The 25,438-nt window shown below is 69.0% G+C and carries 23 protein-coding genes and 1 pseudogene; 14 read left to right on the top strand and 10 right to left on the bottom strand.

Annotated features, from left to right (window positions below; translation table 11 throughout):
* Nucleotides 1-72: 72 nt before the first annotated feature.
* The gene (locus ACTRO_RS08125) at nucleotides 73-543 is read right to left on the bottom strand and encodes a hypothetical protein (RefSeq protein ID WP_051450502.1); all 471 of its coding nucleotides are present in this window, start codon (nucleotides 541-543) and stop codon (nucleotides 73-75) included.
* Nucleotides 544-626: 83 nt separating this feature from the next.
* On the opposite strand from ACTRO_RS08125, the gene ACTRO_RS08120 reads away from it, so the two are divergent.
* Complete coding sequence (locus ACTRO_RS08120; protein ID WP_034262466.1) at nucleotides 627-1,067, top strand: VOC family protein; 441 nt, start codon at nucleotides 627-629, stop codon at nucleotides 1,065-1,067.
* 234 nt (nucleotides 1,068-1,301) lie between these two features.
* Here the strand turns inward: ACTRO_RS08120 and ACTRO_RS08115 are convergent, their stop codons facing one another.
* Nucleotides 1,302-1,475 carry a hypothetical protein gene (locus ACTRO_RS08115; protein WP_034262464.1) on the bottom strand — a complete coding sequence of 58 codons (174 nt, stop codon included), beginning with the start codon at nucleotides 1,473-1,475 and terminating at the stop codon, nucleotides 1,302-1,304.
* Between the two features lie 292 nt (nucleotides 1,476-1,767).
* Between ACTRO_RS08115 and ACTRO_RS08110 the strand changes: the two genes are divergently transcribed.
* The 3 genes from ACTRO_RS08110 to ACTRO_RS08100 all read left to right on the top strand — a co-directional run bounded on the left by ACTRO_RS08110 (nucleotide 1,768) and on the right by ACTRO_RS08100 (nucleotide 6,047).
* Complete coding sequence (locus tag ACTRO_RS08110) at nucleotides 1,768-2,229, top strand: ATP-binding protein (RefSeq protein ID WP_084316078.1); 462 nt, start codon at nucleotides 1,768-1,770, stop codon at nucleotides 2,227-2,229.
* 436 nt (nucleotides 2,230-2,665) lie between these two features.
* A complete protein-coding gene (locus ACTRO_RS08105) occupies nucleotides 2,666-4,729 on the top strand; it encodes a S53 family peptidase (RefSeq protein WP_245594324.1) in 2,064 nt (687 codons plus the stop codon).
* A 208-nt stretch (nucleotides 4,730-4,937) separates the two neighbouring features.
* Complete coding sequence (locus ACTRO_RS08100; RefSeq protein ID WP_034262461.1) at nucleotides 4,938-6,047, top strand: baeRF2 domain-containing protein; 1,110 nt, start codon at nucleotides 4,938-4,940, stop codon at nucleotides 6,045-6,047.
* 126 nt (nucleotides 6,048-6,173) lie between these two features.
* Here the strand turns inward: ACTRO_RS08100 and ACTRO_RS08095 are convergent, their stop codons facing one another.
* Together ACTRO_RS08095 and ACTRO_RS47040 are read right to left on the bottom strand one after the other, a co-directional pair.
* A complete protein-coding gene (locus tag ACTRO_RS08095) occupies nucleotides 6,174-7,163 on the bottom strand; it encodes a zinc-dependent alcohol dehydrogenase family protein (protein WP_034262458.1) in 990 nt (329 codons plus the stop codon).
* Between the two features lie 151 nt (nucleotides 7,164-7,314).
* Nucleotides 7,315-8,232, bottom strand: a complete 918-nt coding sequence (locus tag ACTRO_RS47040) for a cupin domain-containing protein (RefSeq protein WP_034262456.1) — start codon at nucleotides 8,230-8,232, stop codon at nucleotides 7,315-7,317.
* Nucleotides 8,233-8,332: 100 nt separating this feature from the next.
* Between ACTRO_RS47040 and ACTRO_RS08085 the strand changes: the two genes are divergently transcribed.
* Nucleotides 8,333-9,712, top strand: coding sequence for an FAD-dependent oxidoreductase (locus ACTRO_RS08085; protein WP_034262453.1), 1,380 nt, complete (start codon nucleotides 8,333-8,335; stop codon nucleotides 9,710-9,712).
* A gap of 94 nt (nucleotides 9,713-9,806) precedes the next feature.
* On the opposite strand, the gene ACTRO_RS08080 is transcribed toward ACTRO_RS08085, so the two are convergent.
* Nucleotides 9,807-12,449: a discoidin domain-containing protein gene (locus tag ACTRO_RS08080; RefSeq protein WP_157435940.1), complete on the bottom strand. Its 2,643-nt coding sequence runs from the start codon at nucleotides 12,447-12,449 to the stop codon at nucleotides 9,807-9,809.
* A gap of 287 nt (nucleotides 12,450-12,736) precedes the next feature.
* Complete coding sequence (locus ACTRO_RS08075; protein ID WP_034262450.1) at nucleotides 12,737-13,927, bottom strand: ROK family protein; 1,191 nt, start codon at nucleotides 13,925-13,927, stop codon at nucleotides 12,737-12,739.
* A gap of 103 nt (nucleotides 13,928-14,030) precedes the next feature.
* On the opposite strand from ACTRO_RS08075, the gene ACTRO_RS08070 reads away from it, so the two are divergent.
* The 4 genes from ACTRO_RS08070 (at nucleotide 14,031) to ACTRO_RS47030 (ending at nucleotide 18,823) form a co-directional block, all read left to right on the top strand.
* Nucleotides 14,031-15,308, top strand: coding sequence for a Gfo/Idh/MocA family protein (locus ACTRO_RS08070; protein WP_034262447.1), 1,278 nt, complete (start codon nucleotides 14,031-14,033; stop codon nucleotides 15,306-15,308).
* A gap of 109 nt (nucleotides 15,309-15,417) precedes the next feature.
* Entirely contained in the window at nucleotides 15,418-16,851 is a 1,434-nt protein-coding gene (gene ngcE / locus ACTRO_RS08065; RefSeq protein ID WP_034262444.1) for an N-acetylglucosamine/diacetylchitobiose ABC transporter substrate-binding protein, read from the top strand.
* A 94-nt stretch (nucleotides 16,852-16,945) separates the two neighbouring features.
* A complete protein-coding gene (locus ACTRO_RS47035) occupies nucleotides 16,946-17,890 on the top strand; it encodes a carbohydrate ABC transporter permease (protein ID WP_034262442.1) in 945 nt (314 codons plus the stop codon).
* A gap of 15 nt (nucleotides 17,891-17,905) precedes the next feature.
* Nucleotides 17,906-18,823, top strand: a complete 918-nt coding sequence (locus ACTRO_RS47030) for a carbohydrate ABC transporter permease (protein WP_034262439.1) — start codon at nucleotides 17,906-17,908, stop codon at nucleotides 18,821-18,823.
* Nucleotides 18,824-18,841: 18 nt separating this feature from the next.
* On the opposite strand, the gene ACTRO_RS48785 is transcribed toward ACTRO_RS47030, so the two are convergent.
* Nucleotides 18,842-18,988, bottom strand: a complete 147-nt coding sequence (locus ACTRO_RS48785; protein WP_211244160.1) for a hypothetical protein — start codon at nucleotides 18,986-18,988, stop codon at nucleotides 18,842-18,844.
* 406 nt (nucleotides 18,989-19,394) lie between these two features.
* On the opposite strand from ACTRO_RS48785, the pseudogene ACTRO_RS51365 reads away from it, so the two are divergent.
* Nucleotides 19,395-19,445: pseudogene (locus ACTRO_RS51365) on the top strand (hypothetical protein); the annotation flags it as partial.
* 75 nt (nucleotides 19,446-19,520) lie between these two features.
* Nucleotides 19,521-20,222: a LysR family substrate-binding domain-containing protein gene (locus ACTRO_RS08045; protein WP_051450499.1), complete on the top strand. Its 702-nt coding sequence runs from the start codon at nucleotides 19,521-19,523 to the stop codon at nucleotides 20,220-20,222.
* On the opposite strand, the gene ACTRO_RS08040 is transcribed toward ACTRO_RS08045, so the two are convergent.
* Nucleotides 20,219-20,740, bottom strand: coding sequence for a hypothetical protein (locus ACTRO_RS08040; protein ID WP_157435938.1), 522 nt, complete (start codon nucleotides 20,738-20,740; stop codon nucleotides 20,219-20,221). The two genes, ACTRO_RS08045 and ACTRO_RS08040, sit on opposite strands and share 4 nt — an antisense overlap.
* Before the next feature lie 245 nt (nucleotides 20,741-20,985).
* Between ACTRO_RS08040 and ACTRO_RS08035 the strand changes: the two genes are divergently transcribed.
* The 3 genes from ACTRO_RS08035 to ACTRO_RS08025 all read left to right on the top strand — a co-directional run bounded on the left by ACTRO_RS08035 (nucleotide 20,986) and on the right by ACTRO_RS08025 (nucleotide 24,761).
* The gene (locus ACTRO_RS08035) at nucleotides 20,986-21,984 is read left to right on the top strand and encodes a DUF4331 family protein (RefSeq protein ID WP_034262436.1); all 999 of its coding nucleotides are present in this window, start codon (nucleotides 20,986-20,988) and stop codon (nucleotides 21,982-21,984) included.
* A 70-nt stretch (nucleotides 21,985-22,054) separates the two neighbouring features.
* Nucleotides 22,055-22,927 carry a DUF427 domain-containing protein gene (locus tag ACTRO_RS08030; protein WP_034262434.1) on the top strand — a complete coding sequence of 291 codons (873 nt, stop codon included), beginning with the start codon at nucleotides 22,055-22,057 and terminating at the stop codon, nucleotides 22,925-22,927.
* Nucleotides 22,928-23,018: 91 nt separating this feature from the next.
* Complete coding sequence (locus tag ACTRO_RS08025) at nucleotides 23,019-24,761, top strand: MOSC domain-containing protein (RefSeq protein WP_034273716.1); 1,743 nt, start codon at nucleotides 23,019-23,021, stop codon at nucleotides 24,759-24,761.
* Here the strand turns inward: ACTRO_RS08025 and ACTRO_RS50880 are convergent.
* Nucleotides 24,671-24,994, bottom strand: coding sequence for an SGNH/GDSL hydrolase family protein (locus tag ACTRO_RS50880; RefSeq protein WP_342673756.1), 324 nt, complete (start codon nucleotides 24,992-24,994; stop codon nucleotides 24,671-24,673). The genes ACTRO_RS08025 and ACTRO_RS50880 overlap by 91 nt on opposite strands.
* 83 nt (nucleotides 24,995-25,077) lie before the next feature.
* On the bottom strand, nucleotides 25,078-25,365 hold the full coding sequence (locus ACTRO_RS08020) for a hypothetical protein (protein ID WP_157435936.1): 288 nt from the start codon (nucleotides 25,363-25,365) through the stop codon (nucleotides 25,078-25,080).
* Nucleotides 25,366-25,438: the final 73 nt, after the last annotated feature.

Raw genomic sequence — 25,438 nt, 5'->3', positions numbered from 1 at the left:
TCCTGGCGCAGCCGATTTCTCCTTGAGCTGATCAAAACGCGGCGCCGGCTCGTGCGGAGCCCGGCGTCGTGCCTATCGGGTCTCTTCGCGGTGTGTGAAGGCCAGGAAGCTCCCGCACACACCGATCAAGATCAACGCGATCGCGATGCCGATACCGCCGGCGTGCTGCCAGTAGACGTCTTTGAGATCGACGAGGTTGCCGGTTTCGTCGATGACCAGCGCCATCGCGATGCCGTAGATCAGGCCCAGCCAGGCGCGCCAGCGCGGTGAACGCTCCACCAGCCCGTACGCACCGACGATCATCAACAGCAGAATTCCCCAGATGTAGTGGTGCAGGTGTACGCCGCCGGCCTGGATGTTGCCGACTCCCGAGACATCGATGTGGATCAACCACGTCAGCAGGCGCAGGCCCCCGAAGGTCACGGTGAATCCCCACCAGGCCAGCACCAGCCCGTGGCGGGTGGGCGAGACCTCCCGCCATCGGCGCGGGCGCCGCTTGGCCGCAGCGTCGGGAGCCGAATCCTCACGCGTCGAATTGTTCACCGCCCTACGGTAGAGCCACCGAGTCGCGGGCCGTCAGCCGAGCCGTATGCCGCCGGCGGCGTGCCCGGCCCTATCCTCGAACTGTGACCATTCAGCGCATGGACAACGTGGGCATCGTCGTCGACGACCTCGATGCCGCCGTCGCCTTCTTCACCGCACTCGGCATGGAACTGGAAGGCAGGATGCCGATTGAGGGGCGGTGGGCGGAAAGCGTCGTCGGGCTCGATGACATGCGGTGCGAGATCGCCATGATGCGGATCCCGGGCGTCACGGGGCGGATCGAACTGGCGAAGTACCACGCCCCGGAGGCGATCGCCCTCGAGCCATCGGTCGCGCCGTCCAACACGCTGGGTCTGCACCGCATCATGTTCGCCGTCGACGACATCGAGGACACCCTCGCGCGCCTGCGCCCGCACGGCGCCGAACTCGTCGGCGAGGTGACGCGCTTCGAGGACAGCTACCTGCTCTGCTACCTCCGTGGGCCGAGCGGAATCATCCTTGCCTTGGCCCAGCAGCTGAGCTGAGAAACAGGCCGCCCGATCAAGGCAGCGCCGACCCCGTCCGTTCGCTCACGATGACGCGATGGTGGTTGTGGGGTGGCGGCTACTGCGCAAGGGCGGATTCCCGCCGATCCGCGTAAGAACACTGGAGTTCAGCGTGTTCTTGCGGCTCGGCGGGAATCCGCCCTTGGGCACGAGAGTGCCGATGCTGCGGTGGTGCCCATCACCGCGTCGCAGTTCGGCGCAGCTGCGCCTGCGTCACCAGCGGCCGTACCACCGCCGACGTCCACCGCTGCCTTCACCGGCCCTGATACCGAAGCCGACGAGCCAGACCACGAGCACGATCAGGGCGATCCACCACAGCACGTGGACCGCGAACCCCAGACCGCCGAGGATCAGGGCGAGTAGCAGGACGAGCAGAACGACACCCATAAGACATGCTCCTCACGCATTCGAGTATTCCCGGGACTCTGTTCGCCTCTGGGCTGAGTCCGCTGCTTATGGGTTGCCGGTTCCGGTCCGGACAAACCCGTATGGGTGGTCCCGGGGATTCACCCGGGTCGCGCGGTCTGCCTGTTTGCTCCCTGAGCGGGCGGTTAACCGTGAGGCATAGGGCCACGACAATTCGCGCCGCGTGACTGGAATCCGGCTGCGAACGCCCAGCAGGAGGGGCACGAGAGCAATCCTTCGCAGCAGGAGCCAGAGGGCAGGATTGGGGCATCGCATGGACGCATACGGGAGCGCGCTGGCGGCGGGGCGTCTCATCGTCTACCCGTTGGACGGATCAATCGGTTGCATTGCCCGGGCGCGGGGGCGGACCCGAGCGTTTCTCGGGCAGTGCGGGCACCCTGTGCCGCCGGATGTGGTGGCCGACGTGGCCACGGTGGTGAGCGAGTTGGTGACCAACGCGGTGGTCCACGCCCCGGGGCCGTGCGGCCTCTACCTGGTCGAGGCTGAGGCGGAGTTGACGATCGGCGTGAGCGACACCAGTACGGTGCCGCCCGAGCCGCGATCCTCGGATCCGGCGCGCGGCGGCGGGTTCGGCTGGCATCTGCTGCGCCGGTTGGCGGAGCGGGTCGAAGTCTGTGTGCGTCCGCCGTGGGGGAAAACCGTGTGCGCCTTCATGCGAATGACCGCCGCCGGCTCGACTCCTGTCAGGGAGAACCGAGTCCGCGGCGGCGGCTGACACGCACGCCGATATGGTCCGGATCGCCAGTCGCTGTAATATTCGCGTGCATAGAAAGGATGCGGCTGCGGATGGTTGCCGACCGCGTCTTCGCTGATCTGCGGCCTCAGCAGGTGACAATCCTCAGCAGGTGACCCGAGTTCGCGAGAGAGCCGGAAGCCCTGAACAGTCTCAAGAATTCGATCGCCTGTCACCCCTATCTTCTGCCAAACTCGATGGCAGAAGTCGCCCCAGTGCAGCATGGGAGCCGACAAGGATTGAGGATCCCGGCGTTAACGGCCTGGCTGGCGAAAAATTCGCGGAAGTCTTGTATCAGAACCCTTGATCAATTCCTCTCCACATTGGCGGGGGCTGCCCCCGTCAACGACAGGACCGGCGCAGCCGGTTCAGGGGAGGAATCCACGTGCATCGGGTAACACTTCGCGGGATCGGGGCGTTGGTCACGACCGTCGCCCTGGTCGGCGCTCTGTCGGTCGCTTCGGTGTCGGGGGCCGCCGCGGCGGCTGCCGGCTCGAACGTGGCCACCTCGGCCACGCACCTGATCGCCGCCGAGGCGGCCGGTTCCGCGCACGCTTCGCAGCCCGCGAACTCTTCGGCGAACCGCGGAGCCACGCGCGCCTGTTCGTCGGCGACGGTGGTCGGCCACATGTCCTGCTTCGCGCTCAAGCGCAACGGCGTCCACGCGGCCGCCGCCACGGCCTCGTCCACGACGGCCACCCCGAACGCGATTCCGGCGGGCGTCGGCTACGGCCCGGCCCAGCTCCAGGCGGCCTACGCGCTGACGGCGGCCTCCGCCGCGGACGGCGCCGGACGCACGATCGCGGTGGTTGACGCCTACGACTACCCGAACGCCGCCGCCGACCTGGCCGCCTACCGTTCCGCGGCCGGCCTGCCCGTGGCGATCTTCACCAAGGTCAACCAGAACGGCGCGACCTCGCCGCTGCCCTCGGCCGCTCCGGCCAGCGACGACTGGACGGTCGAGGCCGCGCTCGATCTGGACATGGCCTCGGCGATCTGCCCGCTGTGCAAGCTCGTGCTGGTCGAGGCGCAGGACGATTCCGGCACCGGCCTCTACGTCGCCCAGAACGCGGCGGCGAGCCTGGCCGGCTACATCTCCAACTCTTGGGGCGGCAGCGAGTCCGGCTCGGAGGCGTCGATGGACGCGGCTTACTTCACCCACGCCTCCGGCATCGTCACCACGGTGTCCGCCGGTGACGACGACTACGGCGTGAGCTACCCGGCGACCTCGCCGAAGGTCGTCTCCGTCGGCGGCACCGCACTGAGCACCGCATCGAATTCGCGCGGCTGGACCGAGTCGGTCTGGAACACCGCGACGGGTTCGGAAGGCACCGGCTCGGGCTGCTCGGCCTTGGAAGCCAAGCCGTCCTGGCAGAGCGCGCTGAGCCTGCCCGCGGGCTGCTCCAACCGCATCGACAACGACGTCGCGGCCGACGCGGACCCGAACACCGGCGTCGCCGTCTACGACACCTCCAACGGCGACGGCGGGTGGAACGAAGTCGGCGGCACCAGCGCGTCGTCTCCGATGGTCGCGGCCATGTACGCGCTCGCCGGCAACGCCGGCGCGAACCCGGCACAGGACGTCTACCAGCACACCGCCAACTTCTTCGACGTCACCACCGGGAACAACGGCTCCTGCAGCCCGGCCTACCTGTGCACCGCGCAGACCGGCTACGACGGGCCGACCGGATGGGGCACGCCGAACGGCATCGCCGGGCTGCAGGCCGGCACCGGCGCCGAGACCGTCTCGGTGACCAGCCCCGGCAACCGGACCGGCGTGGTCGGCACCGCGGTGTCGCTGCAGATCTCGGCCACCGACACGGCGGGCAAGGCGCTGACCTTCTCGGCGACCGGTCTTCCGGCCGGCCTGTCGATCAGCACCAGCGGCCTGATCTCCGGCACCCCGACCACCGTCGCGACCTCCACAACGACCGTCACGGCATCCTCCGGCACCGCCAGCGGCTCGACTTCGTTCACTTGGGCGATCGCCGCGAAGGGCAGCGGCTGCACCGCGGCCCAGCTGCTCGGCAACCCGGGCTTCGAGACGGGTTCGAGCGCGCCGTGGAGCACCACCGCCGGAGTCGTCAACTCCAACGGAAGCGGCGAGACCTCCCACACAGGCACGTGGTTCGCGTGGCTCGACGGCTACGGCACCACCCACACCGACACCGTCGCTCAGCCGGTGACGATCCCGGCCACCTGCACGACGGCGACCTTCTCCTTCTACCTGCACATCGACACCTCGGAGACCACGACGACGACGCAGTTCGACAAGCTCACGGTGCAGGTGGTCAACTCCGCCGGCACTGTGGCGACGTTGGCGACGTACTCGAACCTGAACGCCGCCACCGGATACGTCCAGCACTCGTTCAGTCTGGCGCCGTACATCGGGCAGACGGTCACGCTGAAGTTCACCGGCGCGGAGGACTCCTCGCTGCAGACGTCCTTCGTGATCGACGACAACGCGCTGAACGTGAACTGAGCTCTGGAACCGTAATCGTCTGACACGAACGCGGGTCGGGCCCGGCGTGAGCCGGGCCCGACCCTTGTCACGTGCCGTGGCGGCCCGGGCCGCGCGCGTCGTGCCCTACCGCCGTTCGAGTGAGCGCCGAATGTCGCCCGGTCGGCGGTGGCGTGAGGATGGAGCCGTTGTCGACCGATCGGTCCGCAATCGTCGAACGGAGATCGCGATGGAACTCGCACTTCTGCGCCCGCTCTACACCGCCCCGCCGAACGCCGAGGTCGTCACGGTACATGTGGACACGAGCCGGCAGGACCAGGACGCGGACAAGAGGCTCGAGCTGACCTGGCGGGATCTGCGCCGCATGCTCGAGGGGCAGGGGGCCGACGAGCCCTCGCTGGCCGCGCTCGATCCCGAGGTCGGCTCTTCCCCCCACATCGCGGGCCCGCAGGGCGAGTCGCTGTTCGCGGCGGGCGGGAGGGTGCTCGGCGCTTTCTCGCTCTCCCAGCCGCCCGCGCAGAGCCAGGCGATGGTCGGGCCGGTCGTCGACCCGCTCGAGACGGTGCTCGATCTCGATCACCAGATGGCGCACATCGTCGTGGCGCTGGACCGTTCGGGTGGCGACATCACCGCGTATCCGGCCGGCGCGTTCGACCCCGACTCGCACCGCACCTACGACGGCACCACGCTGCACCTGAACCGGGTCGGCGCCGGCGGGCCGTCGATGGCCTCGTACCACCGGCGCTCGGTGAACGCGTGGGAGAGCAACGCGGCCGGGGTCGCCCGCGAAGTGGCCGAGGCCGCAGCCGAGGTCGGCGCGGCAGTCGTGTTCGTCGCCGGCGACCCCAAGGCGCTGCCGCTGTTCCACGAGCAGCTGGCCGCGCTGAACGTGGACGCGGACGCCGTGGAGGTCGCGGGCGGCCGGGGCGGGAAGAGCGCGGAGAACGCGATGCGCGCATCAGTCGACCAGGCTCTCGCGGAAGCCTCACTCGCCAGTCACCGCAAGGTGATGGCCGAGTACAGCGACGCCCTCGGCGAAGGCCGCGCGGTTCACGGCATCCCCGCCGTAAGCCAGGCCCTGACCGAAGGCGCGGTCGAGACGCTGCTGCTGTCCGCGGACCGCGCCGCGGACCCGATGAAGTGGGCGACCACGCAGGACCAGCGGATGATCGCCACCAGCCGCGAAGGACTCGGCGAAGCGGCCGACGGCGCGTTCGAGGCCAAGGCCGGCCCCCTGATGCTGCGCGCCGCCACCGCCGGCGACGCGTCCTTCAGCGAGCTGCTGCCGGGCACCAAGGCGGACGACGGTTGCGCCGCAATCCTCCGCTACAGGGTCTAGGTCAGGGTCTAGGTGTCCTGCGCCCAGTCCTGACCGCGATGGGCGGAAGAAGGCTGGGGACCCGTCTCGATGGCGGGTTCCCGGCCTATCTCCAGCGTATGGACGCTACTTGTGTTCCTATGCTGATCATTCAGTGACGACGTCCACGACGACCTTGCCGCCGGACGCACCGCTCTCGACTGTGCGATACGCGTCGGCGATCGTCGCGAACGTGAAGTGCTGCGGATCCAGCAGAGGCCTGAGGCTGCCTTCGTCCGCGAGCGCGGCGACGTTCGCGAGGATCTCGCCGTGGTGCTCGCGTCCGCGGCCGGTCAGCATGGGCAGCAGCGTGAACACCCCGGAGTACGTCGCTCCGCGGAAGGAGAGCGGGGCGATGCTGTGGGTGCCCCAACCCAGCGCGCTGACCACGTGCCCGGTGTAAGTGCGGACTGACGCGAACGACTTGTCCAGCGTCGCGCCGCCCACGGTGTCGAAGACGACGTCGAAGCCGTCTCCGTCGGTGTGCTCGGCGACGTAGGCGGTGTGGTCCGTCCGGGTGTAATCGATCGGCGTGGCGCCGAGGCTCTCGATGATCTCGAGGCTGCGCTGACTGCCGGTCGCGTAGACACGGGCACCGCGGGCACGCGCGATCTGGATCGCCACGTGTCCGATGCCGCCGGCGCCGCCGTGCACGAGCACCTTCATGCCCTCGCGCACTCCCGCGCGGTCCACCAGCCCCTCCCATGCAGTGATCGCCACCAGCGGCAGGGCCGCGGACTCGCGCATCGTCAGCTGCGCGGACTTGCGGGCCAGCAGCCGGGCGTCGACGGCCGCGTACTCGGCGAGCGAGCCCTGCAGCGCGCCGACGCCGCCGGTCATGCCGTACACCTCGTCGCCGGGCGCGAAGCCGTTCACGCCGTCGCCCACCGCGACGACCGTGCCCGCCATGTCCAGGCCCGGCACGGCGGGCAGTTGCCGTTGGGCGTGCGCCGCCTTGCCGGCGAGGATCTTCGTGTCGAGCGGATTCACCCCGCTCGCGTGGACGCGGACCAGCACCTGGCCCTGGCCGGCGACGGGGGTTGCGATGTCGTCGAGCTCGAGTGGAGTGTCGAATTCCCGAAGAATGAGTGCACGCATTTTCTGTGCCGCGCTTTCGTGTGTCGGACCTGGCCGTCTCGGCCGGGGTGGTGGGCGACTGCGCCACGTTAACCGGCGGATGTCGCTTGATCATTCCTCCGCGGACGTTCGCGCAGGTATCTCGGACGTTCGCGCCACGGTCTGCTCGAGGTCAGAACCGGTCGCGTGCCGTGGCCCGGCGGAAGGCGGCGGGGGTGGTGCCCGTGGCTATGCGGAAGGCCCGGCCGAAGGCGGAGGTGGAGCCGTATCCGGCCGCGGCGGCGATCGCGTCGAGGCTGCGGTCGGTGGTGGCGAGCAGGTCGGCGGCGATCGTCATCCGGATCCGGGTGAGGAAGTCGGCGACGCCCATCCCGGTGAAGGCCGCGAAACGCCGGACCAGCGTGGCCCGCGAGACTCCGGCCACGCGGGCGAGCTCGGCGATCGTCCACGGCCGCTGCGGCTGGTGGACCACGGCGTCGATCACGGCACGCAAGCCGGGATCCTTCGCCGCGGTCCACGGCGCGGGAAGGCTCGTCGTCAGCCGGGCGGCACCGTTGCCCCGCAGCACGAGCGCGAACAGCGCCTCGCACAGAGCGGCGAGCAGGGCTCCGGCGCCCGGGCCCTCGAGGCCCGCTTCGCCGCGCATCAGCTCGCCCAGCAGCCTCAGCGGAGAGTCGGCGCCGGTGCCGAAGGAGGCGAGCACGATCTCGGGCAACCCGCCGAACAGCAGCTCGCCCGCCCCAGGACGATAGGTGTAGTGGCCGCAGAACAGGTCGATGGCCGGCGGACCCGCGCTGCTCAGCGTGTCGAGGACGCTCCCCGCACGCAGCTCGGTGGGCAGGTCCGACGCGCCGGCGGCGACGCGGATGCGGTGGCTCCCGGCACGTGGCAGGACGAGCACGTCGCCCGCATGGAGTTCGACGCTGCGTCCGCCCACCTCGGCCACGCAACTGCCCTCGAGCAGCAGATGGAAGGGCACGCGCCCGGGCGCGGCCGGATTGTCCAGGACGTGTCGGCCGGCGAGCAGGCAGCGCACGTCGACGGCCCCCTCCAGGCGCGCCATCCGAATGAGGGTACTGATCGCGTCCATGGCTTCGCCGTTACCCGTCCGTGATGCATTGAGCCGATCTCGATGATTATTGATCCTATTGGGTCTAGTCGTCTCGGTCGAAGCGGGCCAAGCTTGATCCATGGACAACATGCACGTCGATCTGCTGGTCATCGGGTTCGGCAAGGGCGGCAAGTCGCTGGCGGCGGCCCTGGGGCGGCGCGGTCAGCGCGTCGCCATGGTGGAGCAGTCCGACCAGATGTACGGCGGCACCTGCATCAACATCGGCTGCGTACCGAGCAAGTCCCTCATCCACCACGCCACGACGCGACCGGACGACGCCGACCCCGAAGCCTGGTACACCGCGGCGATCGCCTCGACCGCGGCGCTGACCTCGGGGATGCGTGGCAAGAACTTCGAGATGCTCGACTCCATCGAGTCGGTCATCGTGATCACCGGCACCGCGGCCTTCCTCGACGACAAGCGCGTCGAGGTCACCGCCGGGCAGGACCGGCTGGAGATCACCGCGGACACGATCGTCATCAACACCGGTGCCTCGCAGAACGTCCCGGACATCCCCGGTCTGCGCGGCAGCGCGCGGCTGGCGACGACGACCGACCTGCTCAGCCGGCCCGATCTGCCCCGTCGCCTGGTCGTGATCGGCGGGGGATACCAGGGCATCGAGTTCGCCGCGATGCTCAGCCGGTACGGGACGGAGGTCACCGTTCTTGAGGGCGCCGAGCGGATCCTGCGGTCCGAGGACGAGGACGTCGCGCGTGCCGTCGAGCAGATCCTCACGGACGACGGCATCAAGCTGGTCACCGGCGCCCGCGTCACCAGGGTCGAAGACACCGCTGACGACGCGCTCGTGTACTACACGTCCGGCGAGGCGGGGGAGCAGTTCGTTCACGCGGATGTCGTGCTCGCGGCCGTCGGGCGCGCCCCACGCACCGGGGACCTGCGACTCGAGGCAGCCGGCGTGCGCACCACCGAGCGCGGTGCCATCGCCGTCGACGAGCACCTGCGCACCAGCCGGCCGCACATCTTCGCCCTCGGCGATGTGAACGGCGGGCCGCAGTTCACTTACATCTCCCTTGACGACTCCCGGATCGTGGCCGACCAGCTCCTCGGCGAGGGCAAGCGGTCGACGGCCGACCGCGTGGCCGTGCCCACCACCCTGTTCACCACCCCGCCGCTCGCCCGGGTCGGCATGACCGAAGACCAGGCGCGCCCCGCCGGAAGGGCCGTGCGCATCGCGTCGAAGCCGATCGCGGCCATGGCGGCGATGCCCCGAGCCCGCATCGTCGGCGAGACGCGAGGGATGATGAAGTTCGTCGTGGATGCGGATACCGACGAGATCCTCGGTGCCGCGCTGCTCAGCGTCGACGGTCAGGAACTGATCAACACAGTGGCGCTGGCCATGCGCACCGGCACGACAGCGAGCACTCTACGCGACGCGATCTACACCCACCCGAGCTCCACTGAGGCGTTCAACGAGGTGCTTGCCAGCTTCGTGCGCTGACACGGAGAGGCGATGGCGGGGGACAACGATCGGTGCTGAACGACGCGGCTGTCCGGGCGGCGGGGTCACCGCTGCCCGGACAGCCGCTTGGGGTTTATGACGCGGGTGTACCCATAGCCACGAAGTTGGCGATGTGGACGCCGGTGTTGGCGGAGTCCGAGGCCATGTTGACGCGCAGATAGCGTGCTGCGACGCTCACCGCGTAGCTGTCGCCGGAGCTGGTCGCGACCGTGTCGTTGTTCTTGGTGGCGATGGTCGTCCAGGTGACGCCGTCGGTGCTGGCTTGGATGTTGTAGTCGTAGTAGCGGGTGCCGTCGACGTAGTTGGTGATGGTGACGTCGTCGAGGTTGTAGTTGCTTCCCAGGTCGACTTGCCACCACTGCGGCGCGGGGTCCGCGCTCCAGTAGCTTTCGCTGCTCGGATCGTCGTCGACAGCCATGCCCGGGGCGTGCCCGGCCTGCGAGCTCTCGGCGGTCGCGGTCTTGTTGAACGCGACGTCCGTGTCCGCGGCCGCCACCGGTGTGCCGAAGGCCTTGAAGTCGGTGATGCGGACGCCGGTGTTGGCGGAGCCCGAGGTCATGTTGACGCGCAGGTAGCGTGCTGTGACCCTGACTGGGTAGCTGTCGCCTGCTCTCGTGGCAGCCTTCTTGTTGCTCTTCGTGGCGATGGTCGTCCAGGTGACGCCGTCGGTGCTGGCCTGGATGGTGTAGTGGTCGTAGCGGTTGCCGTCGACGTAGTCGGTGATGGCGACGTCGTTGAGCTTGTAGTCACCGAGCAGGTCGACCTGCCACCACTGCGAGGTCGAGGCAGCGCCCCAGTAGCTTTTGCCGCTCGCGTCGTCCACGGCCAGGTTCGGGGTGTTCGTGCCCTGCGAGCTCTGCGCGGTGGCGGGCTTGCCGAGTGCCACGTCCGGGATCGGTGCGGGGCCGACGGCGGTGAAGGCCAGTTCCTGCTCGGCTGCTGAGCGCGCCTTGCCGACGGAGTGGGCGATGGTGTCGGTCCAGCTGCGCGTGGGCGTGGTCTCGGCCAGGGGCTTGGAGTTGTCGTCCGACAGGCCCAGAACCAGCCCGCTGTAGCGGTTGACGAGCCGGTAGGAGCCGAGCGGCCTGCCGTTGGAGTCGGTGGTCCGGACGAAGAACCACTGCTGGCCGACGTCGGCGGCGTCCGGCAGGGTCGCGGTGGTCGCGGTGCCCCAGGCGCGGGTGGCCGTGCTGGTGGAGGCGACGCCGAGAGCGTCCCCGGTGCGGGCGTTGGTGATCTGGTAGGAGCCGTCACCCAGCGAGGTGAAAACCCAGTCCGTGAGCGACGAGCCGGAGTGCCCGGTCTGCGAGGTGGTCCGCGAGGTTCCGGACACCTGGGTGAGGGTGTCTCCGGCGGCGCTGGTGATCCGATAGGCGTCGTGCAGGTCGACCGGTGCGGCCGCGGGCGTGGTGGAGTCGAGCGTCATGTCGCGGTACTCCGAGGGACCGGTCGCGGAATCACCCGCGCTACTATCCGCGCTGCAGCCGTAATCGCAGTAGCTGCGGAAGGTCTTGCCGACGATCGTGCCAGTGGTCAGGCTCCCGGTGTCGACGAACCAGTGGTACCAGTAGTCCTGGTAGAGGGTGGAGCCGGTGTCGGCGACCTCGGTCCACTTCTCGGTGGCGAGGTTGTCGGTGACGAAGAACTGCTCCGGGTGCGCGGCGACGCTGTTGGTGTTCTCGGGGTTGGCCCCGGCGATGTACAGCCCGAGGTAGGCGTCGTAGGCGACGCTCATGTAGAGCAGCGGCGACTGGGCGGGGATGGTGCCGGCGGCCAGTTGGGCGCTGACGCAGCCGGCGTTGTCCGGGTTGTACTCGCTGGAGACGGGGTCGTAGCCGTTCGAGTTGGCGGAGCTGACCGGCACGATGGTGCTCTCCTGGCCGCCGACTCCCGGCTGCGACCACGAGCCGTCGTACCACTTCTGCCAGGTGCCGGTCGCCATCTTGCCCGAGATCGGGGCACGGGCGACGTGCTCGAGCCGCTGGATCGCGCCGGCGCAGCCCGGCTTGTCGATCACGCTGGAGCCGTAGTAGACGTAGAAATACCCTGATGCGGTGTCGACGTACAGGCGCTGGTCGCCGTCGCCGTAGTAGTAGGTCTGGTTCGGGAACGCCGTCGTGTCGCCCCGGGTCGTGCTGTACGGGGAGGTGAGCGCGTGCCCGACGATGGTCCAGCTCGCGCCCTCGTCGGTCGACTCGGCGTAGTCGATCGAGTCGTAGTGCATGCCGTCGCCGAACGGCTCCGGGGTGAACTCGTTGTGCACGAGCCCGTACCAGTTGCCGGTGTCGGGGTCGACCCAAGTGCCGATCAGGTCGCAGTAGTTCGGCTCGGCGTAGGCGGATGCGGACGGCGTGCCGGTCGCCTCCAGTCCGGTGGGGCTGTTGTTGCACAGCGCGGTGGTGTCGCCGTTGTCGCTGTTGAGGGTGGCGTCGTCGGAGGCGTCGTCGAAGTTCGTGCCCGTGTCGAAGGCCCAGGTGCGTGTGGCGGTGGAGCTGTAGTCCGAGACCGACTGCTGCGTGTAGAACGTCCCGTCCTTGTCGAGGAAGGGGCTGGACGGCGAGTCGGAGGCGAAGTTGTTCGGGCCCGCGGGGCCCACGGAGAGCGTGTAGGCGGTGCCGGCCGGCAGCGGAACCGTCGCCGACGCGGTACCGGGCACGAGCACGCCCGCCGCGAGAGCGGCGAGCGCCACCAGAAGTGTGTTGCGCGAACGGGGCACTGCAAGGACTCCTAGCGAGGGATAGGTCGTGGGATGCGAGCCCTGAGGCCGCGGCTCGCGACGAGGTGCGCCGCGCAGCGGAGGTTGCCGGGCTCGGACCAGGGATTAAATTTTGTACCTCAGATATGTAACTGAGGGAAGTAAATGGGCGGGACTCTGCGTCGTCAAGACGGCCCCCGCCGCCGTTATCGAACCGTGTCCGGAGGCGGCCTCGTGGCCGGCGCACGAAAACGGGCGGGCTCGGCGACCCTTCGGTCGCCGAGCCCGCCCGGTGGCGGACTACGCCGTCACCACCCGCGGATCGCTCCGTGGGTCAGCGGCGTGTTGCTGTCCAGCGAGGTCATCCGCTGGTCGACGGTGTCCAGGGCGAGGCGTAGCGCGCCGAGGGCGACCGCGTCGTCGCCCAGCACGGAGCCCTCCACCCGCGGCGTATGCAGGCAGGTCGCGGCCAGTTCCACAGCGAGCCGGGGTACCAGCAGGTCGGCGGCATGCGCGAAGCCGCCGCCCAGGACCACCAGCTCAGGGTCGATGGTGAGCACCATGGCGGTCACGCCGCGCGCGATGTCGGCGGCGAACCGGTCCACCGCGGCGAGCGCGGCGGGGTCTTCGTCCCGGGCGGCCTGGAATACCCGCGTCGCCGCGTTGCCGCGGCCGGTGGGCGAGTCGAGGCCGAGCGCGGTCGCGGCCAGGCGCTCGGCCGCGTCGTGCCAGCCGATCTCGCGCAGGGCTCCGATCTCGCCGGCCGCGCCGGCCGCGCCGCGGTGCAACTGGCCGCCGATGACCAATCCGGTGCCCAGGCGAGCTCCGGCCAGGACGTAGATCATCGTCTCGGCCCGGTGGCCACGCCACCGTTCGGCCAGCGCCGCGAGATTCGCGTCGTTCGCCACCTCCACGGTGCACGGCAGCACGGAGTCGAGCGCCTTCGCCGGATTCAGGCCGCGCCAGCCCGGCAGCAGAGCCGAGGCGGTGACCGTTCCGTCCGGGCCGACGACACCGCTGGCCCCCATGGCCGCCGCCCATACGGCCTGCGGCTCCAGGCCCGCATCGGCGAGGGCGCCCAGCAGCGTCCGCTCCACGGCGGCGAGCCGGGTGGGGGCGTCATCGGTCGGCGAGACCTCGAGGCGGTGGCGGCCCACGATGGTGGCGGCCAGGTCGGCGACGAACACCTGGACCTGGTGTGTGCCCACGTCGAGGCCGACCACGTGCCCGGCCTCGGCGCGGAAACGGTACCTGCGGGCCGGACGGCCCACCGCACGCCTGCCGCCGGAGCCGTCGTCGGCCTCCGTCTCTACGAGCCAACCGTGCTCGTCCAGGATCTCGGCGACCACCTGCGTCGTGCGCCAGGACAACCCCGTGGTGTCGGAGATCTCGCGCAGCGGCCGCGCTGCCTGGCCTCGCAATACGGCCAGGATCGACAGTTCATTGACACGGCGCAGCAGCGTCTGATCACGGGCGGAGCTTGGAAACGATTCGGTCACGGCGTGGGCGCTCCTCTTGACGGCGGGGACGGCCGATCCATTTAATTCCCCCAGTTGCATATCTCAGGTAATAAATTAGCACCAGGTCAGGGAGGGCTCAACCATGGGTTCCGCAAATCATCACGGCACCAGTCTGGCGGTAATCGGTGCCGGAGTGCGCGGGCTCGGCTACGCGCGCCGGGCTCGGGCGCAGGGCGCGCGCATCGCCGCGGTCGCCGAGCCGCGCCCGGAGGCCCGGGAGCGGTTCGCGGCCGAGTTCGAGATCGCCCCTGAACTGGTGTTCGAGAACGTATACGACCTGCTGGCCGTCGACCGCGCGGCGGACGCCGTGGTCATCTCGTCGCCCGACGCCTGCCACGCCGAGCACGCCGTCCTGGCGGCGCGTCGCGGCTATCCGATGCTGCTGGAGAAGCCGATGGCGCTGAGCGAGCAGGACTGCGCACGGATCATCGACGCGGTGGAGGAAGCCGGGGTGGTCTTCGCCGTCGGCCACGTCCTGCGCTACACGCCGTACACACGACTGCTCAAGCGGGTGCTCGACTCCGGCCGCATCGGGACGATCGTCAGCGTCGAACACCTGGAGCCGGTCGGCTGGTGGCATCAGGCGCACTCGTACGTGCGCGGCAACTGGCGGCGCGAGGACGAGTCGGGGCCGATGCTGCTGACCAAGTCCTGTCATGACATCGACTGGTTGATGTACATTGTGGGCGAGTCACCCGGCAGGGTCTCCTCCTTCGGCTCGTTGAGCCACTTCACCCCAGAGCACAAGCCCGAGGGAGCCACGGACCGGTGCGTGAGCTGCCCTGTCGAATCCTCGTGTGCGTACTCCGCGAAGCGGATCTACCTGGGCTGCGTCGGCGATCCGCTGCGGGAGTACTGGCCGCTCTCGATGGTGACCGAGGACATGTCCGAGGCGGGGGTGCTGGCGGCGCTGGAGCACAGCCCGTACGGCCGCTGCGTCTACGCCTGCGACAACGACGTCGTCGACCACCAGGTCGTGAGCCTGGAGTTCCCGAGCGGCACGACCGCCTCGTTCACGATGACCGCGTTCACCGAGCTCGTCCACCGCAAGACGAGGATCTTCGGCACCCGCGGCACGGTGGAGGGCGACGGCGAGATCGTGCGCCTGCACGACTTCGTGACCGATGAGACCGAGGAGTACCGGACTTCCGACAGCCACCCGGGCGCGTCCGCCGCGGACGGGCACGGCGGCGGCGACGACGCCCTGATCGATGCGTTTCTGACCGCCGTCGCGAGCGGGGACCCGAGCACCCTGATCTCCGATGCCCGCACCAGCCTGGCCGGTCACCGCGTGGTCTGGGCCGCCGAAAGCGCCCGGCGCACCGGAACCGTGGTTCGTCTGGACGCTCTGGACGCCTGAGCGGCGCCTTCCGCCGCACCGCCGCCCGACCGGCCGCGCGCACCGACCTTCTGCTTCCGGCGCCGATCTCCGGCGCCCCTTTCCCGCCACCGATTCAAGGAGAACGACGATGTCCTTCGCTCATGGCACCTCCACCGCCGGCACCCGCAGGCAAGTCCTGGTTCGTTCCGCGACCATCGCCGCGATGACGGTTCCGACCGCCGGTCTGCTCTCCGCCTGCGCCGGAGGCACCGGCGCCGGCGCGGCCCCCACCGGTGCGAAGAGCGCCGGCAACCCGTTCGGGGTCGAGTCGACGGCGCCGCTGGACGTCTACTTCTTCGAAGGCGGCCTCGGCAGCGGTTTCGCCAAGGCCTTCCAGGCGATGTACCAGAAGAAGTTCCCGTCCGCCAAGATCTCCGCCGGCGGCGGCCAGAACGTCACCGGTGACCTCCAGCCCCGCTTCAACGCCGGTTCGCCGCCCGACTTCATCTTCGACGACGGCGCGCAGAAGCTTCAATTGAACGTGCTGCACACCAACGGGCAGCTGACCAACCTCGACGCCCTGCTCGACGCGCCCTCGATCGACGACCCGTCGAAGACGGTGCGCGACACGCTGGTCCCCGGCACCGTCGAGGCCGGCCTCATCGGTACGAGCATGTACTCGCTCAACTACGCGCTCACCGTGTACGGCGTCTGGTACTCCAAGACGCTGTTCGCGAAGCACGGCTGGACGGTCCCGCAGACCTGGGACGAGTTCACGACCCTGTGCCAGAGCATCAAGGCCGCCGGTATATCCCCGTGGGCCCACCAGGGCAAGTACCCGTTCTACATGATGGTGCCGCTCATGGACATGGTCGCCAAGGCCGGCGGCCAGGACATCATGAAGAAGATCGACAACCTCAAGCCGAACGCCTGGCACGAGGAGGCCGTCGTCCGGTCGGTCGAGGCGATCTACTCGCTCGTGTCTGACGGCTACATGCTCCCGGGCACCGAGGGTCTGACCAACATCCAGGCGGAGACCGCCTGGACCGAGGGCAAGGCGGCTTTCGTCCCCTGCGGATCGTGGCTGGAGCAGGAGATGGACGGGATCACCCCGGCCGGGTTCGACATGGCCGTCATGCCGATGCCGAAGGTCGCCGGCGACGTCATGCCCGCCACGTCCGTGCGGGCCGTCGCGGCTGAGGCGTTCATCGTCCCGGCGAAGGCCGCGAACCCGGCCGGCGGGCTCGAGCTGATGCGGATCATGTGCTCGAAGGCCGGCGGCGCGGCCTTCGCACTCGACGCCAAGTCACTGCCGGTCGTGCGCGGCGCCATCACCCCGGAAGTCGCGGCCGCGATGACGCCGGGCACCAAGTCCTCCAGCGACCTGATCGCGGCGGCCGGGGACAACGTCATCACCTGGAACTATGCCAACTGGTACCCGCAGCTGGAGACGGACCTGGAGAACGCGATGGGCGACCTGATGGCCGGTCGGATCAAGCCGGCCGACTTCATCACGCAGGCGCAGGCCGCCGCGGACAAGACCGCTGCCGACTCGTCCATCCAGAAGTACACCCGCAGCTGAACCACGCCACGGCCGGGGACGACGCGCTCCGCGCGGACCCGTCCCCGGCCGACCGGCCCATCTGCCCCAAGCGTCCGATCAGGAGCGCCCGTCCATGCGACTGAGCAAAAACCTCCGGAAGAACCTGTTCGTCACAGCCTTCCTCATCTGTCCGATCGGCCTGTACGCGCTGTTCGTCCTGTGGCCGTACCTCGAGACCTTCGGCTACTCGCTGACGAACTGGTCCGGACTGACGCCGCCGACCAAGTTCGTGGGCCTGCAGAACTACAAGGAGCTGTTCGGCGACAGCGTGTTCCGCTCCGCGCTGTGGCACAACCTGCTGATGCTGATCGTGCTCCCACCGATCACCATCGTCCTGGCCCTGTTCTTCGCCTTCATGCTCAACGCGGGCGGCCGCGCCGGAGCTGCGGGGATCCGCGGCGTGCGTGGCGCGGCCTTCTACCGCGTCGTCTTCTTCCTACCCCAGGTCCTGTCGGTCGCCATCCTGATCATCATCTTTCAGGAGGCGTACCGTTCGGACTCCGCGGGACTGTTCAACGGCATCGGCGTGAAACTGGGCCTGATCGACGCCGCCCACCCCCTCGGCTGGCTGGCGAATCCGAACGCCGTGCTGTGGTGCATCCTGGCGATCCTGATCTGGCAGTGGGTCGGGTTCTACATGGTGCTGTTCTCCGCCGCGATGCAGTCGATACCCAAGGAGATCTTCGAAGCCGCCCTGCTCGACGGCGCCGGACGCGGCCAGACGTTCCTGCGCCTGACCGTCCCGCTGCTGTGGGACTCCGTCCAGACCGCCTGGGTCTACCTGTCGATCGCCGCGATGGACGGCTTCGCCCTGGTCGCCAACCTGACCCAGGGCTCAAGCTACGGAGGCGGCCCCGACTACCGCAGCGAGGTCCTCGCGACCTACCTGATGCGCAACTTCCTGACCTTCGGCAAGGCGGGCTATGCCTGCGCCATGGGCGTGGTGATCTTCGCGATCACCCTCGTGCTCTCGTTCGTCATGCTCCGCTTCACCCGACGCGACAGCGTCGAGTACTGAGTAAGGACCCCCACCATGACCACCAAGACCGAGGCCCCGTCCGGGACGCGAGTGCGCAAGGAGCCCGGCGACGGGCGTCTGCGGACGTTCGGCCAGGACGGCCGGGTCCTGAACGTCTTCTCCCACGGCTTCCTCGCCCTCTGGGCCTTCATGATCGCGTTTCCGCTGCTGTGGGTCGTCCTCGGCTCGTTCAAAACAAACCTCCAGATCGGCGCCGACGCCTGGGCCTGGCCGACGAACTGGTCCTTCGACGCGTTCGGCCGAGCCTGGTCCACCGGAATCGGCGGCTACTTCGGCAACACGCTGATCGTCATGTCCATGTCCGTCACCGGCACCATGCTCTTCGGCGCGATGGCCGCCTACGTGCTCGCCCGCTACAAGTTCCGCGGCAACCGCACCGTCTACTACGGCTTCGTCGCCGGTGCGATGTTCCCGATCTACCTGGCCCTGGTGCCCCTGTTCTTCCAAGTCAACAACTTCCACATGCTCAACTCGTACACCGGTCTCGCGCTGGTCTACATCTCCTTCTCCCTGCCGTTCACCGTGTTCTTCCTGCACGCGTTCTTCCAGACCTTGCCCACGGCCGTCCACGAGGCGGCTTTCGTCGACGGCTGCTCGCACACCCGGGCGTTCTTCCAGGTCATGTTGCCCATGGCCAAGCCCGGGCTGATCTCGGTCGGCATCTTCAACGTCCTCGGGCAGTGGAATCAGTACCTCCTTCCCGTCGTCCTGATGCAGCGCCAGCGCGGTGACACCGAGGCGCACCAGATGCTGACCCAGGGCCTGGTGAACCTGCTCGCAGCCCAGGGCTACGCCGGAGACCTCCCCGCCCTGTTCGCCGGGATGACCATCGCGATGCTGCCCATGCTCGCCGTCTACCTCTCCTTCCAGCGGCAGGTCCAGGCAGGCCTCACGGCCGGAACGCTGAAGTAGCCCGCTCCTGGACGCCGCTCAGAGCTGGGCGAAGCCGGCGCGCCAGGACGGGTGAAGCGGCTGCCAGCCGAGGATGTCGCGGGCCCAGGTGTTGTCCGCGCCGCGTTCCCATCCGGCGCGGCCTGGGGTCGGCGCGGGCGGGGTGAGCCCGAGGGCTTCGCACAAGACGGGAATCCCAGACGCGGCCGGGTGCGGGCTCGTCGTCGACGATGTTCACCGGTCCGGGCGGCCACGCCAGGGCCTTGATGGCCGCGTGCGCGGCGTCCTGCACGTGGAGGAAGGAACTGACCGCGTCGGTTGCCGGCATCGTTCCGGCCGCCAGGTTCTCGGCGACCAGGCCGCCGCGCCGGTACCAGGTGCCCGGGCCGTAGAGGTGTGCCTGTGACCAGCATCCAGGCTGCCGATACGATGATCAACGCGTGATGGCGGAACCGGCGTTTAGCCGGGTTCAACGATCGGGACCGGAGGGGCGGGGTGATCGAACGCCTTGAGCTTGAGGCCTTCCTGACTTTGGCCGAGGAGCTGCACTTCGACCGCACTGCGGAGCGTCTGCATGTGACCCACCGGACGGATCAGCCAGACCGTAAGAGCGCTGGAACGGCAGATCGGCGCTCCGCTGTTCGAACGCACCAGCCGTCGGGTCCGACTCACCGATCTCGGCCGGCAGCTGCTCGGCGACCTGCGCCCGGGCTACGAGATGATCAACGCCGGAATCGACCGCGCGGCCGCCGCCACGGCGCGGGGCGATTCCAGCCGGCTCAGCGCCGGATTCGTCAGCGGTCTGGCTGGCACGGTGCTCAGCGAGGTGGTCGCCGTCTTCCGGAAACAGCACCCTGACGTCGCCGTGCGCACCCGTGAAGCGCAGATCGTCGATGCGCTCGACCGGCTCCGCGCCGGCGAACTCGACGTGCTCGTGCTCAGCCTGCCGGTCGAGGAACCCGATCTGGCGGTGGGCCCCGTGCTGGTGCGCGAACGGCGCATGCTCATGCTCCCGGCCGCGCACCCACTCGCCGACCGGGAAGGCGTCGGCTTCGAGGACCTCGCGGACATACCCATGCTGCGCATCGCCGGTCGCGGCCCGGGCGACTGGCCCGCCGACCGGCGGCTCGAGCGCACCCCCCAGGGCGTTCCGATCGCCCCCGGCCCGCAGTTCGAGACCTTCCAAGAGGCGCTGGCCCTGACCGCCTCCGGACTCGGCGCCCTCATCGTCGGCGCCCACACCGAGCAGCACTATCCCCGGCCCGGCGTCACCTGCGTGCCCCTTGAACCCAGCACGCCGATCGAGTGGGCCCCCATCTGGCGTAAATCGCACACCGGCCAGGCCATCCGCGCCTTCATGCGCACCGCGGCGAACTACGCCGCGCACAAAGCCTCGCAGGAGGAAGGCACGCGTCGCTAGCGGGCGCGATCGCAGTCCTCGGCGGCGATGACCCCTCTGTCCGGGTCTGCGGCGACGACGACCCGGCACTCGTAGGTGCCGGTGGAGGGGCCTGAGGTAAGGGTGATCTTCGCCGGGCCGCCCAGCCGAGCAGGTAGGCCGGTGCATCCGAACGCGACCAGGCTTCTTAAGCCCGGGTATCCGTCCTGGCAAGAGATGGAAACCTGGGCGGGTGTGCAATGACTGGCGAAAAGAGCACCGAAACCGGGAGTGAACTGGGCGCGCTCGCAGTCGAAGGTGGCGTCGTCGCTGATCAACGTGACCCGCGCCGCGGAGCCCGGATCGGGTTCTCCGCCGGTGCAGTCGAATCCATGAATAGTCAGACCATCGTTGTCGTACTTGGCCACATCCCCGTAACTACACGTGATGTGGGGCGGCAATGCAGCGGCGTGCGCAGGACCAGCCGCGAGGATTCCTCCGGCGAATGCCATGGCGCAACTGCCGAGGAGCGCGGTCTTGCGAGGGGTGGGCTTCTTCATGATCTGACCGTGCCACGATGCCAGGCCAGGCTGGGGTGAACACCCCGTTCGTGCCGTCCGTCACCACCCGGGCGGCCTCCCCGTCGGCGTACCGACAGACCACGAACGATAAGTGGAGTATTAGCCCGACCGGCTCATCGTGAGCCCGGATGCGTCTCCGATCAGCCGAGCATCGTTCCGATCCCACGGACTTACTCGATGATGGATATCTCAGCATGGAGAGCAATCGGCCGGAGAAAGTAGTCATGTCCAATCATTACAGCGGCGCCTACCTCCATTTCCCGGGCGACGACGCCCGGCTCGACCTCACCGACCTGTACGTGTTCCCGACGCCGGGTTCCTCGGGCCGGACCTCGCTGATTCTCGATGCGAACCCGTATATGACAGGCCTGAGCGCGACGCCGCCGTTCCTCCTGACCGAGACGCTGCGCACCGACGCCGTCTACCGGATCAACATCGACAATGACGGGGACCTGCTGGCCGACGCCGCGTTCACGTTCGTGTTCGCCGATGCCGCGGACGGCGGCCAGAGCGTGACCGTCCGCTACGCGACCGGCGAGGACGCGCGACAGCCGGAGGCACTCGGAACGGTGCTCATCGAGGCCGCCCCGGTCGGGCGTGACGACGCGGCGCAGCCGGTCCAGGCCGGCGGCGAGTGCAGGATCTTCGCCGGCGTACGCAGCGACCCGTTCTTCGCCGACGCCGAGGGCGCACTGCACGGGTTCAAATGGACGGGCCAGGACGCATTCGCCGGCAAGAACATCGTGTGCATGGCCCTGGACGTGCCCGACGGCATGCTGGGCGCAGACCCGGAGATCGGCGTGTGGGCGACGGTCAGCGTGCCGCGAAACGGCGGCTACGTCCAGGTCGACCGGGCCGGACACCCGACGATCAACCCATTCATCAACCCCGACTACGCCAAGGAGGCCTACAACGCCGGGCACCCCGCGGACGACGTAGCTGCCTACCTTGAGCCGTTCGCCCGGATCCTGCAAGACCACGGCTACGCTCCCGCCGAGGCGGACGCGGCGGCCCGGACCGTGCTGCCCGACATCCTGCGCTACGACCGTCGACGTCCTGCGGTCTATCCCGACAACGGCCGCCACCTGGCCGACGACGTATTCACCCTACGCATGGCGTTCCTGAGCAACGGCACCGTCACCTCGGGCGCCGTACCGCCGCACCCAGACCTGCGTCCGGACTTCCCGTACCTCGGCCCGCCCAACCCCAACCCGGCGATGTGACCGATTCAGTCCACGGATATGCGAAGCGCGGCCGCTCTCTCGGGCACCGCGCGCGAGAAGGAGTCAGGTCATGGGTTTGGCGTGGCAGCAAGGCCCTTTGTCGGAGCGCGGCGTAGGACACTTCTTGACACCGGAGGCGTTGCCCACGCGGCTTTTGTACGCCGAACCGCTGCGTCGGCGCATGCGAGTACGCTTCGGCGGATCGTGGATCGCCGAGAGCGAGGATGTGGTGCTGCTGCACGAGCCGGCGCGCTACCCGGTGGCCTACTTCCCGCTCTCGGACGTCGCCGACGGAGTGCTCGAGCGCCTCGAGAAGGTCACCCGGCACCAGGATCTCGGCGAGACCGCGTGGTTCACGGTCTCGGCCGGTGAGGCGTCCACGCCGCGCGCCGCCTGGCAGCACACGGGTCTGCCGGCGCACGCCCAAGTCTTGCAGGACCGCGTGGCCTTCGCCTGGCGCGGCATGGACGCCTTCTACGAGGAAGACGAGCGCATCTTCGGCCACGCGGCCGACATGTACCACCGGATCGACATCCGCCGTACGAGCCGCCACCTCGTGGTCAGGACCGGCGATCGCGTGGTCGCGGACACCCGCTCGCCGCTCGCGCTATTCGAATCCGGCTTCGCTCCACGCTGGTACGTCTCGCGCGCTGACATCGACGAGAGCGCCCTGACTCCGGTCGAGGGCCAGACGTTCTGCCCGTACAAGGGTTTGTGCAGTTACTACGACGTCGAGGGCGCATCGAAGGCGGCCTGGTCCTATCCGCAGGCCTGGCAGGAGGTCGCGCCCGTGCGCGACATGGTCTCCTTCGAGCCGGACCTGCTCACCGTCACCCTTGACGGTGCGCCCCTGGCGCTCGAGCCGGGTCAGCAGGTCATCTCGCACGGCATCGACCGCGGGCTCGACGCAGACGAGGTCGAGCGCGTAGGCACCGAGGGCTGATGACGACTCGATCGCATCGCACCTGCGCCTCGGAGCACTGAACACCGCGGGTGCGCCCGCCGGCCGCACGACCAGGAAGGAGTTGATCGCGATGCCCAAAGTGGTCTCCGTCAACGTGGGGATGTCCCGCGACCACTCCTGGCAGGGGCGCACCGTGTACACCGGAGCGTGGAAGGACCCGGTCGAGGGCCCCCGGATGGTGCGGCGAACGGGCATGGAGGGCGACGGGCAGGGCGACCTGGAGGGGCACGGCGGACCGAATCGCGCCGTCATGGTCTACCAGATCGAGTCCTACGAGTACTGGAGCTCCTACTTCAAGCGTTCGGACCTCGGTCCGGGGACCTTGGCCGAGAACCTCACCGTCGACCAACTGCCCGATACCGACGTGTGCATCGGCGACCGCTACCGGATCGGCGAGGCGGAGTTCGAAGTCAGCCAACCGCGCGTGACCTGCTTCCGCGCGGGCATGCGCATCGGGCACCCCGAGATGGCTTCACTGCTCGTGGCCCATCACCGGCCCGGCTTCTACATGCGGGTGATCACCGAGGGTCGTGTCGCGCCAGGGGATTCGGTGGTTCGCACCGCCCGCGGCCCGGGCGAGGTGAGTGTCGCGGATATCGACGCACTGCTTTACCTGCCGAACCCGGACACCGAGCAACTGCGCAGAGCCGTCCGCGTGCCCGCCCTGAGTGCCGGATGGCGAACGTCACTGCAGGAGTTGCTTGACGCTGCCGACAAACCGCGCCCGCCTACCCCGGTGGCACCCGCATGGTCAGGTTTCAGGACACTGAAGGTCGCCGAAGTCGTGCCCGAGACCTCTGAGGTCTCCTCGTTCTATCTCGCCGACCCCGACGGCTCCGACCTGCCGCCGGCCCGCTCCGGGCAGTATCTGACGATCCGTGTGCCGGGCGCCGACGCGAGCGCGGTCCGCAGCTATTCGTTCTCGCAGAGCCCCACCCGCACCGCTTACCGCATCAGCGTCAAACGCGAGCCGCACGGCCAGGTCAGCACATATCTTCATGACCAGGTGCACCGCGGCGACCAGCTCGAAGTGGCAGCGCCCCGAGGTGAATTCACCCTGGAAGTCGAGGCAGAAAATCCCCCACCCGTCCTCCTGATCTCCGCGGGGGTCGGCATCACCCCTGTGCTGGCCATGCTCGACCAGTTAGCCGCTCAAGAAAGCGCGGCGCCGGTGTGGTGGCTGCACGCGAGCCGCGGCCCTCACGAGCTCGGCTTCGGCCCGCAGACTCGCCGGCTGCTCGAGAAGCTTCCGGCGGCGCGCGCCTTCACGTTCTTCAGCCGCGCAGGCAACCCTGGGAACGAACCCGCCCCCGGGCAAGTGCGCTACGGCCACCTTGATGCCCAGGCCCTCGGCGGCCTCGCCCTGCCGGCGGAAGCCACCGCCTACCTGTGCGGGCCCGCCGGGTTCATGGCGGCGGTCACCGAGAGCCTCATCACCTGCGGACTTCAGGCACCCAACATCCGCACCGAGGCCTTCGGCGCGCTCGACGCGATCAACCCCGGCGTCGTCGGGGAAGGCGAACACCACCCCCACCAGCCGCCCGGGCCACCCGGGACCGGCCCCATGATCACGTTCGCGCGCAGCGGCCTGGGCGCCCGATTCGACGAGGGCAAGAAGAGCCTCCTCGAATTCGCCGAGGCCTGCGACGTGCCGACCCGCTGGTCATGTCGCACAGGTGTGTGCCGCACCTGCGAGACCGGGCTGGTCTCCGGCGAGGTGACCTACGCACCCACCCCGCTCGAACCGGTCCAACCCGGACGGGTGTTGCCGTGCTCCTGCCGGCCCACCACTGATGTGATCATCGACCTATGAGACCGCAAGGCCCACCCGCCTGCAGCCAGGCGACCGCTGCGGCCGAAGCCGTCGCGAAGCAGGCGGTTCCCGCTGATCCCCAGGTTCAGGACGGGGATGCCGAGGCGGCGGGCCAGCTGGTCGGGGAAGCGGTCGTGAGCACCGGGGGTGCTGCCGTCCCCGTTAATGAGTGAGTCGCCGAATGCTGCGATGAGTGGCGCGTGCGCGTCGGCGTCGGCGGATTCGGTGTCCACACCGCAGATCCAGTAGAGAGACGTCACCTGTTCCACCGCGTGTGCCTCGAGCGCCTCCGCGGCGGTCGCGTCGCCGCCAAGGCCTACCAGCCGCTGGCACCGACCGAGCGGGCGACGCTGCACGGCTCATGGAGCGCGTCCTGGCCCACAGCGGTGACGGGCACGAACGCGACGCAGTCGGGACCCTGCGTCGCGGCAGCGCAGCGCGGCGCCGAATCGTAGTGTTGTGCCGCCAGCTGAGCCGGCACCGCGAAGCAGCCGATGGCAAGCGTCATCAGGGCCGCGAGGACGAGTTGCATACGCAATATCAGCAGGGCGAGCTTGCGCTCCTCGGCTGGAGTGGAAGCACCAGCCGCACCGTCTTTCGCCACCGAAACCATGCTCTGCCGGCCATCCCCCCGCGCCCACGGCGCACCTGCCCCGCGCCCCGCTGGAGTGCCATCG

Source organism: Actinospica robiniae DSM 44927, from assembly GCF_000504285.1.
In the GTDB taxonomy this organism is placed as follows: Bacteria; Actinomycetota; Actinomycetes; order Streptomycetales; family Catenulisporaceae; genus Actinospica; species Actinospica robiniae.
The sequence above is the reverse complement of the archived record's forward strand: the minus strand, read 5'-3'. Positions and strand labels throughout refer to the sequence as shown.